The following is a 12,899-nucleotide window of genomic DNA, read 5'->3' as shown; positions in this document are numbered from 1 at the left end:
TTGCCGTTCAGCTTGCGTTCAGCTATTCCCTAGGTTCTGGACGAAAAGTCGTCGAGCGAAGGTCAGGCGAAGGGAAAAGCGCCGAGGAAGCGAAATTTACGCGTGGTAAATGAGCATTCCGAGGCGTTTTTCAACCAAGCATCACCGAGCGCAGCCCTTTTCGTACAGAACCCGATAGCCGAATCCGTTCCAGCTCTGCGCCAGCCGCGACCGGGTGCTGCAGCGATGCCTACCAGCCTTCACGGAAAGAACCATGCCCAAGCACCTTACCTTGCCCCTCGGCCTGCTCGCCCTGTTGATCCATGCCGATGCGACCTGGGCCGCCGCTACCGATGCCGCACCGACCGCAGCTGTCGTCCAGGCGCTGGAAGCCCAGCTCAAGAAGACGCCTCAGGATCCGGATGCCCTCGGTAAGCTGGGCAGTGCCCGTCTGGCGCAGCAGCGCTATACCGATGCCGAGCAGTTGCTGACCCAGGCCGTGCAGAAAGGCGGCAAGACCTGGCAGCCGGCGCTGGACGAGGCGCGCTATCACCATCTGCTGGAACGTGCCCACGCGGCCGAGAACAAGCGCGAGCTGGATCAGGCACGGGATCTCAGCGTCGAAGCCATTCGCCTGCGCCCCGAAGCCGTCGAGGCGCAACTGTTCCTGGCCGGCATCCAGAGCCAGAAGCGCCAATGGGAGCTGGCCGAGGCCACCTACCGCCAGGTGCTGATGCGTGAGCCGGCCAACGTCGACGCCTACTACGGGCGCATCGCCGCACTCAACGAGCTGGGCCGTACCGAAGAAGCCCTGCAACTGACCAAGAGTCTGCAGCCGAGCGCCAAGAGCCCGATCAAGGGCCTGGATCGCCTGCGCGCCGGCCAGGCCATGCAGGAAGCCGAAGCCGCCGAGGCGCGGGGTGATCTGCAGGGCGCCTCGCGGCTGCTCGAACAGGCCCGCAAGGAGGCTCCGGAGGATCCCTGGCTGCGCCTGGCCCAGGCCCGTCTGGAGGTGCGCCAGGGCCGGCCGCGCGCCGCTCGCGACCTGGTCGACAGCCTGGTCAAGGATGGCGCCCAGCGTCCCGAGGTGCTCTATGCCAGCGCCCTGCTGTCCAACGAACTGGGCGAATACCCGCGCGCCATGCAAACCCTGATGCGCATCCCCCAGGCGCAGCGTTCGCCGGACATGAACGCCCTGGCCGCGCGCATCACCTTCAACGAACAACTGGCCGAGACCGTGGCCCTGGCCAAGCAGGGGCGCCGCGAAGAAGCGCGCAGCCTGATGCAGCGCCTGGAAACCCGCGCCGGGCGCAACCCGGATCTGATCGGCGATCTGGCCGAGGCCTTTGCTACCGCGGGCGATCCCGAGCACGGCCTGGAATTGCTCAAGCCGCTGATCTCCGGCGATACCCGGCCGGCGCCTGGCATGCAGCTGCACTACGCCAGCATCCAGTTGCAGATGAATCAGGACCAGACCGTGGGCAATGTCCTGCGCGACCTGCAAGGCGTGGTGCTCGACAGCGGCGAGAAGCAGCAGTACGACGACCTCCTCGCGCGCTATCGCATTCGCCAGGCCGACCGCCTCACCGATCAGGGCAAGCTGGCCGCGGCCTACGACACCCTGGCGCCGGCGCTCAAGGCCCGTCCCGACGACAAGGCCGCCCAGGCTGCCCTGGCGCGCATGTACCTGGCCAGTGGCGACACCCAGAAGGCCCGCCAGCTCTATCGCGACGTGCTCAGCGACCAGCCCAAGGACCCCGAACTCTATCTGGGGGCGGCCGAGATCGCCGCCAAGTCCCAGGACAGCGTCACCGCGCGCCAATATCTGGACCAGGCGGTCAAGTTGGGCCAGAGCGATCCCCAGGTGCTACGCCGTGCCGCCCTGCTCTATCGCGACATCGGCATGGCCGGTACCGCCACCAGCCTGCTGGAGCAGGTGGTCCAGGTGGAGCGCAAGGATCGCGAATCCGCGGCCCGCGCTGCCGGTGCCAGCGACAACCCCTTCGCCACCCTGCCCGGCCAGAGTCGCAGCGATGACGCCCTGGCGGCCGTTCCTGCCGCTGTGGGCGGCAGCGGTGGCAGTGCCGACTACGCCTGGAGCGATCCGCTGCAGGCGCAGAAGGCGACCAATAACCCCTTCAACGACCTGTCCGTGGTGCCCACCAGCAGCCTGTCGAGCAGCCTGGCCACCGAGCAGATCCTTGGCCAGCTGCAGCGTGAGCGCAGCATCCGCATCACCCAGGGCCTGAACGTGCGCAGCTACGACCCCAGTGGCAGCTCGCGCCAGACCACCGTCAGCGCCCCCCTGGAGATCTCCTTTCCGGCCGGCGACCAGCGCATGGCGGTACGCGTCACCCCGACGCGGATCAACGACAGCAGCAGTGACGGCAGCCAGAAGGAAAACGGCGTGGCGGCGTCCATTGCCGTGGAAGACGCCGGTCGCGGCCTCAAGGGCGACATCGGCGTCTCGCCGGTGGGTCTGAGATACAGCACCGTCGTGGGTGGCGCGACCCTGGAGCGGCCGCTGAGCAGCCTGAGCGAAAACCTGCTCTATGCCCTGAGCGTGTCGCGTCGCTCGGTGACCGACTCCCTGACCTCCTACGGCGGCATCCGCGATCCGCGCACCGGCCAGGAATGGGGTGGCGTCACCGCCAATGGCGGCCTGGCCCGCCTGCGCTACGATGACGGGCGCTACGGTTCCTACATCTACGGCGCGGCCCATCGCCTGACCGGCCATGACGTCAAGAACAACGACCGCTTCGAGATCGGCACGGGCGTCTACTACTACCTGCGCAACGGACCGGACAGCCTCTTCACCGTCGGCCTCTCCGCCACGGCGATCGGCTACGACAACAACCAGAACCACCTGACCTACGGCCATGGCGGCTACTTCAGCCCGCAGCGCTACTTCGCCATCGGCGTGCCCCTGGTCTGGGCGCAGCGCGGCGACCTCTGGGCCTACCAGGTGCAGGGCATGCTGGGCGTGCAGACCATCCGCCAGGACGCTGCGGATCGCTATCCCGACGACGCCGCCCTGCAAGCGGCCGCTGAAGCCGCTGGCGAAGGCCAGTATGGCAGCAAGAGCAAGACCGGCGTGGCCTACAGCCTTTCGGCCAACGGCGAATACCGCCTTAGCGGGCAGTTCGCCCTGGGCGGTCGCCTGGGCCTGGACAACGCCCAGGACGAGCGCGACGTCAACGGCAACCTCTATCTGCGCTACTTCTTCGAGGAACAGGAGGGCCGGCCGCAACTCTCGCGTCCGCAGCCCTACCGGTCACGTAACGAGGAATGAGGAAAAAGGCCCGCGCATGCGGGCCTTTTTCTAGCTGATCGAACCCTCTGCAAACGACCGTTCATCCTCACGCTCGTCGCCACTTCGACCGCCCCGTCCCCAGCGGCAACCTTTCGTCCGCATGCCTTGCCGCCTGCCGTTGACGACCTCTGCGCCTCATCCAAACATGAGCGCAACACGACCACCGCATCGGTCGCTGATCCGGTCGTCCCGTTGCAGTATCCGAACAAGAAAATTTTGTTGGTACGTCACGGAGTGCCCGTGACAGTATTCACAAAATTTGTCGCCTAGTGGCCTTTAGCCATTAAATTGACGCCAACAACCTGAAACCCTTCTTTCGACCCAACGGGATTCGCCATGGGCCGCTCTCTGGATGTCGCCAATCTGTTCCGCTCCTTCGGTGGAGATCCGCAGCGTTACCACGAATTCGAGGCGCCGGACATCGAGCATCACGCCGAGACGTCGCCGGTAGCCCCAGCGCGACAGCCGGAACCAAGTACGCCGGTCGAGGAGACCCTTGCGGCTCCAGCGCCCCTGGTAGAAGCCGAACCCAGCACGCTGCCTCCGCTGGCGCAGGAATTGGCGCAACTGCACAGCAGCCGCCAGGCCAGCCAGGCGGTCGCTGCGCTGGACCAGGCCCTGAGCCGGACGCCGCCACCGCTGGCCGGTCCAGTCCTGGCGCTGATGTCGGCGCGGGGCGGAACTGGCAAGACGGTCATCGCCGCAGGCCTGGCCCAGGCGCTGAGTCGCGACGGCCAGCAGGTGCTGCTGGTGGAGCTGGACACCCAGAACGTGCTGTCGTCGCTGCTGCTGCCGGAAGCCTCCTCCACCACGGGCTCGGTCGGCGCGCCGCTGTCGCTGTGCCTGGCGGTGGATGAACGGCTGCGGCTGGTCCCCTTCGGCGCCCCCGATGACATCGAGCTGCGCGCGCTGGAACGGACCCTGGCGAGCGATCCCCTGTGGCTGGCGCGGCGCCTGCAGGCGCTGAGCGTCTCCGCCGATACCCTGGTGATCCTCGACTGCCCCACGGGCGCCACCCCCCTGAGTCGTCAGGCGCTGGCCCTGGCCACCCAGGTACTGGGGGTGACGACCGCGGATGCCGCCGGCTATGCCAGCCTGCCCCGGCTCGAACGGCAATGGCAGCACGGTGCTGGCCAGGCGAGTCCGCTGCACCTGCTCAACCGGGTCGATCCCGCGCGCCCGTTGAGCCAGGACATCGCCGCCATCGTCGCCCAGTCCTGGGGTGAGCGGCTGCTGGGCGTGCTGCCCGAGAGCCCTGACCTGGAGCAGGCCCTGGCCCTGGGTCAGGGCCTGGCAACGGTCAAGGACGCCTGGTCGAGCTGTCTCGCCGGGCTGGGCCATGAACTGCTTGGCGACATCCGCCTGGCCGTCCAGCACTACGCGCGTTCCTAGGCATGAGCTTTCTCGACCACCTGGAACAGGTTCGCCAGCGCCAACGGCAGCGCCGCGCGTCGGCAACCCACTCGACGTTCTCGGCGCCGCTCTGGCTGCAGCTGATCGCCTGGATCACGGCGGCGCTGCTGGGCGCCCTGCTGGTAAGTGTGCCCCTGGCCCTGGAAGAGCAGGCGCTGTTCGCTGGCGGCTGCTTCCTCGCGGCGCTATTGCTGCGCCGCCTCCCCGGACGATTGCCGGTGATCATGCTGGTCACGCTGTCGCTGCTGGCCTCATTGCGCTACCTCTACTGGCGCCTGACCAGCACCCTTGGTTTCGAGACGCCGCTGGAGATGCTGCTCGGCTATGGCCTGGTGGCTGCCGAACTCTATGCCCTGGCCGTGCTGGTGTTCGGTTATTTGCAAACCATCTGGCCGCTGCGCCGCACGCCGGTCCCGCTGCCGGAGGATCCGCTCACCTGGCCAACCGTGGACGTCTTCATCCCCACCTACAACGAAGCCCTGAGCATCGTGAAGCTGTCGATCCTGGCTGCCCAGGCCATCGACTGGCCGCGCGACAAGCTCAGGGTCCACGTGCTCGACGACGGCCGGCGCGAGGACTTTCGCCTCTTCTGCGCCACGGCGGGCGTCTCCTATCTGGTGCGGGAAAACAACGAGCACGCCAAGGCCGGGAACCTCAACGAAGCGCTCAAGGTGACCGATGGCGAGTACGTCGCCATCTTCGATGCCGATCACGTACCGACGCGCTCCTTCCTGCAGGTCTGCCTGGGCTGGTTCCTCAGGGACCCCAAGCTGGCCATGCTGCAGACCCCGCACTTCTTCTTTTCCCCCGATCCCTTCGAGAAGAATCTCAAGACCTTTCGCACCGTGCCCAACGAGGGCGAGCTGTTCTACGGCCTGGTGCAGGATGGCAACGACCTGTGGAACGCCACCTTCTTCTGCGGCTCCTGCGCGGTGATCCGGCGCACCATGCTGGAAGAGGTCGGCGGGGTGGCCACCGAGACGGTGACCGAGGACGCTCACACCGCGCTGAAACTCAATCGCCTGGGCTACAACACGGCCTACCTGGGCATTCCCCAGGCCGCCGGTCTCGCTACCGAGAGTCTGTCGCGGCACATCGCCCAGCGCATCCGCTGGGCCCGCGGCATGGCGCAGATCTTTCGTACGGACAATCCGCTGCTCGGCAAGGGCCTCGCCCTCGGGCAGCGGCTCTGCTACCTCAACGCCATGCTGCACTTCTTCTACGGCCTGCCACGCCTGGTGTTCCTCACCGCGCCCCTGGCCTATCTGCTGTTCAGTGCGCAGATCTTCCACGCCTCGGCGTTGCTGATCACCTGCTACGTGCTGCCCCACGTACTGCACTCGAACCTGACCAACTCGCGGATCCAGGGCGAATTCCGCCATTCCTTCTGGAACGAGGTCTACGAGACGGTGCTGGCCTGGTACATCCTGCGGCCCACGCTGCTGGCGCTGATCAACCCGCGACTGGGCAAGTTCAACGTGACCGACAAGGGCGGCATCATCGCCCGCGATTACTTCGACTGGGAGCTGGCGCGCCCCTACATCGCGCTGCTGGCGCTCAATCTGCTCGGCCTGGGGGTGGGCATTGGCCGGCTGTTCCTGGGTGATCCCGAGGCAATGACCACCGTTGCCATCAACCTGGCCTGGACCCTCTACAACCTGGTGATCGCCAGTGCCGCGGTAGCCGTGGCGAGCGAGACACGTCAGGTGCGCGCCGAACCCCGCGTGGCCGCCACCTTGCCGGCCGGACTCATCCTCGCCGATGGCAGCCGCCTGGACTGCAGCACCCTGGACTTTTCCCAGAGCGGCCTGGGGCTGAAGCTGCCCGAGGGTGTCCAGCTGCCCGAGGGCTGTGCGGTCCAGGTCGAGCTCAGTCGCAATGGCCGCAGCCGACGCTTTCCCGCCACCGTGGCCTTCAGCCGCGCCGGTGCCGTGGGCACTCGCTTCGGCGACCTCAGCGTCACCGAACAGCGCGAACTGGTACGCATGACCTTTTCCCGGGCCGACCTCTGGGCCGAGGCCTGGGGCAATCACCGTCCGGATTCCCTGCTGGGCTCGCTACGCGAGGTCAGCCTGATCGGCCTGCGCGGCGTCGCCGACCTCAACCGCAACCTCTGGCGGGTGAGCAGCCGTTCCTGGCGCAAGACATCCCCTTCTACCGCTCCCCTGGATCGCCCATGACCGCGTCGCTCCGCTTCGCCCCGCTCCTGCTTGTCGCCCTGGCCGGCGCGCCCACCCTTGCCCTGGCCCAGACCGCTCCCCCGGTAGCGGTGGCCGGCACCGGCTACGACAACAGCTTCAAGCAGCTCGGCGCGGTCTATCCCTTCAACCTGCGCGGCATCGACAGCCGCGACGGGGTCAGCTTCGACGTCCGCGCCGACGAGATCGTCAGCGCCGCCAAGGTGACGCTGAACTACACCTATTCCCCGGCGCTGTTGCCGGAGTTGTCCCAGCTCAATGTGCTGGTCAACGACGAGGTCGCGGCCAGCATTCCCTTGCCCAAGGAAACCGCCGGCACGCCCCAGACCCGGGTGGTGGACATCCCGCCGCGACTGATCACCGAATTCAATCGGCTGAGCATCCAGCTGATCGGCCACTACACCATGCAGTGCGAAGATCCGCTGCATTCCAGTCTCTGGGCCAAGGTGAGCAACGGCAGCCGCCTGGATATCCAGGTCAGCCATCTAGACCTGGCACCGGACCTGGCACGCCTGCCGCAGCCGTTCTTCGATCGCCGCGATGCCCGCCAGCTGGAGCTGCCCTTCGTCATCGCCGGCGCGGCCGACAATGGCACCCTGGAAGCCGCCGGTACCCTGTCGTCCTGGTTCAGTGCCCTGGCCAGCTATCGCGGCGCGCGCTTTCCCAGCAGCCAGACCGCCCTGCCAGCCAAGGGCAATGCCGTGGTGCTGGTCACCAGCGAGGAACGCGCCAAGACCCTGGGCCTGAGCCTGCCGGCACCGGCGGCAGCGCGGGTCGATATCCTGGTCAATCCCTTCGATCCCCAGGGCCAACTGCTGGTCATCTCGGGACGCGACGCCAACGAACTCAAACGCGCGGCCGCCGCCGTGGCGCTCGGTCATCAGACCCTCGCCGGCCAGAGCATGACCATCGACACCCTGCAGATGCTGCAGCCGCGCAAGCCCTACGATGCCCCCAACTGGCTGCCCAGCGATCGTCCGGTGCGCCTGGGCGAGCTGGCGACGCCCAAGGAGCTCGCCGTCTCCGGCTACGCTCCGGGTACCGTGTCCGTGCCGTTGAGGCTGCCGCCGGACCTGTTCCTCTGGCGCAACCAGGGCCTGCCGCTGCACCTCAAATACCGTTACACCCCTCAGCCGGTAGCGACCAATTCCTCGCTGCTGGTGAGCTTCAACGACCGTTTCGTGCAGTCCATTCCCCTGCCGTCCCAGGAGCACCTGAGCCAGGGCCTGCTGGGTCTGATCAAGGACGAGGAGTTGCCCCGCGAAGCCGAGGTGCGGTTGCCGCTGGATGGCGAAGCCCTGCAGGCGCGCCTGCAATTCCGCTTCATGTACGACTATCTCAAACAGGGTGAATGCCGCGACGTCATCATCGACAACATGCGCGGCACCCTGGAACCGGATTCCACCCTGGACCTGTCCGGCTATCGGCACTTCATCGCCCTGCCCAACCTGGGCGTGTTCAAGGACAGCGGCTTTCCCTTCACCCGCCTGGCCGATCTGAGCGAAACCGCGGTGATCCTGCCCGACACCCCTAGCGCGGCGGAAATCGACACCTACCTGAACGTGCTCGGCCGCTTCGGCAGTTCCACCGGCTATCCCGCCACGGCGGTCACCGTGGCCCGCGCCAGTGAGGTCGAGGGGCTCGCCGACAAGGACCTGCTGCTGATCGCCGGCAGCGCCGACCAGCCACTGCTGCAACGTTGGGCGACCCATCTCCCGGTCGGCTTCGCCGGCAACACCCAGCGCTTCGAGGTCTCGGACCTGGCGTTCCGGGTGCGGCAGTGGTTCAGCTCCGACAACGAGGCCAGCCTGCAGCGCAGTCGTGCGGCGCTGAGCACCAGCGGTGGCACCGCCGGCGCCTATGTGGCCGGTTTCGAGTCACCGCTAAAGAGCGGCCGCAGCGTGGTGGCCCTGGTCGCCACCCGCCCCGAAGGCCTGGCCGACATCAGCCGCGCCCTCACCACCCGGGAAGACTATGCCCAGGCACTGCAGGGCAGCCTGGCCACGGTGCGTGGCGAGCAGGTGGAGAGCCTGGTGGCCGATGAGACCTATCATGTCGGCAGCCTGGGGCCACTGCTCTACGCACGCTGGCAACTGGCTCGCCACCCGCTGCTGATGCTGCTGCTGAGCGCCATGGGCGTCGCCCTGCTCGCCGGCCTGGTCTACACGGCGTTGCGCGCCCGCGCTCGCCAGCGACTGGAGCGCTAGACCATGATCCGTGCACCGCTGCTGGCCACCCTGCTGACCGGTCTCCTGACGCCGCCGCTGGCCCTGGCGGCCAGCACGCCCGAAGACCTGCTCATCGAGCAGGGGCATTTCTGGCAGGCGCGCAAGAACGCGCCTCGTGCCCAGGAGACCTGGAACAAGCTGCTCGAACTGGATGCGCAGCAGCCCGAGGCGCTGTACGGCCTGGGGCTGATCGAGGTACAGGCTGCGCGTCTGCCAGCGGCCCAGGCCTATCTGCGTCGCCTGCAGGCGCTCAAACCCCTGCCCCAGCAGGCCTTGCAACTGGAGCAGGACATCGCCCTGGCCAGTGGCGACAATCCCCAGCGCCTGGTGGATGCCCGCCAGCTCGTCAGCGAAGACAAGCCCGTACAGGCACTGGCGCTCTATCGCCAGCTGTTCGCCGGTCGGCCGCCCCAGGGCGATCTGGCGCGGGAGTACTACGATATCCTCGCCTATACCCCCAATGGGTGGCAGGAAGCCGGTCCGGGTATCGAACGCCTGCGCAAGCTGCGGCCCCAGGATCCGGCATTGATGCTGATCCAGGCCAAGCACCTGGCGCGCTTCCCGGCCAGTCGCAGTCGCGGCATCCAGGCCCTGGCCGATCTCAGTTCGCGCAAGGACATCGGTGGCGAGGCCGCCGAATACTGGCGTCAGGCGCTGGTCTGGAGCGGTCCGCCCGGTCCGGCCGAGACACCGCTGTTCGAGGCCTACCTGCGCCAGCATCCGGATGACGCCGAGTTGCGCGCCCAGCTGGACAAGGGCCGTGCCCTGAGCCGTAGCGGCGGCCTTGATCCGCAACTGGCGCGCGGCATCGAAGCCTTGCGCCGCAATGAGCTGGGCGAGGCCGAAAGCGCCTTCCAGGCACGCCTCAAGACGGCCCCTAACGATGCCAACGCCCTGGGCGGACTGGGTATCGTCCGCCAGCGCCAGGAGCGCTTCAGCGACGCCGAGGATCTCTTGAGCCGCGCCAGCCGCCAACCGGGCGGTGCGCGCTGGCAGGCGCCCTTGGCGGAGGTGCGCTACTGGGCCCTGCTCGCCCAGGCTCGCAAGGCCCAGCAAGCCAACGACTTCACTACCGCCCGCGCCCGGGTGGAGCAGGCGCTGCGGCTGGATGCCAAGCGTCCGGAGGCACCGCTGGCCCTGGCCGGGCTGCAGGCCCAGACCGGCCAACTGGATGCCGCCGAGGCCGGTTATCGGCGAATCCTGCAGCAAGATCCGCGCAATCTCGAAGCCCGTCGTGGCCTGATCGACCTGCTCGCCGAAAGCGATCGTCCCGCCGAGGCCCTGCGCCTGCTCGACACCCTGACGCCAGCCGAGCGCGCCAAGCTCGGCAACCTGGATCGGCTCAAGGCCACCCAGGCCCTGCAGGAAGCCAAACTGGCCGAAGGCCGTGGCGATCTCCAGGGCGCCCGGCGCGCCCTGGAGATCGCCCGGCGTGCCGATCCGGACGATGTCTGGACCTTGCTCGCCCTGGCCCGTCTGCAGCTGCGTCAGGGCCAGGCCCAGGCCGCCCGCCAGACCCTGGACAGCGGCCTGGCCAAGGATCCCCAGCGCCCGGAGGCGCTCTATGTACGCGCCCTGTTCGCCCTGGAGCAGAACGATCCCGCGGCGGCGCGCGAGCTGCTCGGTCGCATCCCGTCGGCCCAGCGCAGCCCGGCCATGAACGGCCTGGCCGCCGATCTCGACTTCGACGCCAAGGTCAGCGCCGCCCGCGACCTGGCCCGCCGCGGCCAGCAGCAGGCCGCGCGCCGCCAGCTGGCGGCCCTGGAACCGCAGGCCGGCGAACGCGCCGCGGCCCTGGGCGGCCTGGCGGCGGCCTATGCCGAAGCAGGCGACGTCGAGCGCGGTCTGCGCCTGCTGCGCGATGTCCTGGCCCGCGAGCACACGCCCGATCCCACCTTGCGCCTGCAATATGGCGAGGTGCTGCTGCGCAGTGGCGCCGACGACGAGGTCAACGCCCTGCTGCATGACCTTCAGGGGCAGCGCCTGAGCGCGACGCAGCGCCAGGGCTATGAAGACCTGCTCTATCGCTACCGGGTGCGTCAGGCCGACCAGCTGCGCGAGCGTGGCGATCTGGTGACCGCCTACGACACCCTGGCGCCGGCCCTTGCCCAGCGCCCGGACGACGATCTGGTCAACACCGCCCTGGCGCGGCTCTACCTCGCCAATGGCGACGCCGACAAGGCGCTACGGCTCTATGAACCGCTGCTGCGCCGCGCGCCCGACAATCCCCGCCTGCAACTGGGCGCGGCCGATGCCGCCGTGCGCGCACGAGACACCGCCTTTGCCGATCGCGCCCTGGATCGCGCTGTCGCCCTGGGCGCCGACGACGTGGCGGTGCTGACCGATGCCGCCCGCCTCTATCGCCAGCTGGGCCGGGAAGGCCGGGCCACCGAGCTGCTGCGTCAGGTGGTTGCCGTGCAGCGCCGGGATGCCGAAACCGCACGCCCCCTGGCGGATGCACCCGCCAATCCCTTCGGTCCACGACGCGGTAGCGCCACGCTCGCCAGCCAGGCCATTCCGCCGACCGCCGACCAGTTGCTGGCGGCGGCCAAGACCGCCCCGCCAGCGGACGTAGCCGAGGCCCCGCGCGACAGCGCCGCCGAACGCGCCCTCGACGACCTGCTGCAGACGCGCAGCGCGCGGATCACCCAGGGCCTGACCGTGCGCAGCAACGACAACGAGCGCGGCCTCGGCAAGCTCACCGACGTGGAAGCGCCACTGGAGATCGACTTCCCGCTGGGCGACGTGCGCCTGGCCGTGCGGGTGACCCCGGTCAGCCTGAACGCCGGTAGCGTCGGCCGCGATGCCCGCAGTCGCTTCGGGGGCGGTCCGGCCGCCACCCAGGCTGCGCCCGAGGGTTCACCGGGCAGCCAGAGCGACAGCGGCGTAGGCCTCGCGGTGGCCTACAGCGATCCGCAGCTCGGCCTCAAGGCCGACGCCGGCACCACGCCTCTGGGCTTTCGCTATTCAACGCCAGTGGGTGGGGTGAGCCTGGACCGGCCGCTGACCGATAACAGCCGCTATACCCTCTCGGCCTCGCGCCGGGCGGTGATCGACAGCCTGACATCCTTCGCCGGCAGCGAGGACGCCCGTACCGGCCAGCAATGGGGCGGCGTGACCGCCAATGGCGTACGCGGCCAGCTCGGCTACGACGACAGCCAGTTCGGTGCCTATGCCTATGCCTCCTGGTACCGGCTGCTGGGCAATCATGTCGCCGACAACAGCCGCGGCGAACTGGGTGCCGGGCTGTACCGCTATCTGATCAACAGCGAAGACAGCCGCCTGACGCTGGGTCTGTCCCTCACGGGCATCGCCTATGACAACAACCAGGCCTTCTTCACCTATGGCCATGGCGGCTACTTCAGCCCCCAGCGCTTCTACGCCCTGGGCGTGCCCCTGACCTGGTCGCAGCGCACCGACCGCTGGACCTGGCAGCTACGTGGCGCGGTGGGCGTGCAGCGCATCGTGCAGGACGGCGCCGATTTCTATCCGACCGACGCCCGGCTGCAGGCCGCGGCGAGCCAGGCGCTCGGCGCCCCGGCGGCCTATGGCGGCCAGAGCAAGACCAGTCTCGGCTACAGCCTTCATGGCGCCACCGAGTACCAGCTCGGGCGCCAGCTGTTCGTCGGCGGCAACCTCGGCGTCGACAACGGCCGCGATTTCCAACAGCTCAATGGCGCCGTCTATCTGCGCTATGCGCTGGAACCCCAGGACCGCGCACTCGCCCTGCCGGTCAGTCCCTATCGTTCCCCTTACGACAACTGATTC

At 68.3% G+C, this 12,899-nt stretch carries 5 protein-coding genes; all 5 read left to right on the top strand.

Going from position 1 to position 12,899, the window contains the following annotated elements:
- Nucleotides 1-253 precede the first annotated feature (253 nt).
- The 5 genes from PJ259_RS21400 (at nucleotide 254) to PJ259_RS21380 (ending at nucleotide 12,896) form a co-directional block, all read left to right on the top strand.
- Complete coding sequence (locus PJ259_RS21400; RefSeq protein WP_271654103.1) at nucleotides 254-3,271, top strand: cellulose biosynthesis protein BcsC; 3,018 nt, start codon at nucleotides 254-256, stop codon at nucleotides 3,269-3,271.
- A gap of 357 nt (nucleotides 3,272-3,628) precedes the next feature.
- Nucleotides 3,629-4,684 (top strand): cellulose synthase operon protein YhjQ/BcsQ, encoded by a 1,056-nt coding sequence (locus PJ259_RS21395; protein ID WP_059313884.1) that lies wholly within the window; start codon nucleotides 3,629-3,631, stop codon nucleotides 4,682-4,684.
- Between the two features lie 2 nt (nucleotides 4,685-4,686).
- A complete protein-coding gene (bcsA, locus tag PJ259_RS21390) occupies nucleotides 4,687-6,885 on the top strand; it encodes a UDP-forming cellulose synthase catalytic subunit (RefSeq protein WP_271654102.1) in 2,199 nt (732 codons plus the stop codon).
- Nucleotides 6,882-9,110 carry a cellulose biosynthesis cyclic di-GMP-binding regulatory protein BcsB gene (gene bcsB / locus PJ259_RS21385; protein WP_271654101.1) on the top strand — a complete coding sequence of 743 codons (2,229 nt, stop codon included), beginning with the start codon at nucleotides 6,882-6,884 and terminating at the stop codon, nucleotides 9,108-9,110. Before bcsA ends, bcsB begins: the two co-directional genes overlap by 4 nt.
- Before the next feature lie 3 nt (nucleotides 9,111-9,113).
- Nucleotides 9,114-12,896, top strand: a complete 3,783-nt coding sequence (locus PJ259_RS21380) for a cellulose biosynthesis protein BcsC (protein WP_271654100.1) — start codon at nucleotides 9,114-9,116, stop codon at nucleotides 12,894-12,896.
- Nucleotides 12,897-12,899: the final 3 nt, after the last annotated feature.

The organism is Pseudomonas sp. JBR1, from assembly GCF_028198185.1.
In the GTDB taxonomy this organism is placed as follows: domain Bacteria; phylum Pseudomonadota; class Gammaproteobacteria; order Pseudomonadales; family Pseudomonadaceae; genus Chryseomonas; species Chryseomonas oryzihabitans_E.
The sequence above is the reverse complement of the archived record's forward strand: the minus strand, read 5'-3'. Positions and strand labels throughout refer to the sequence as shown.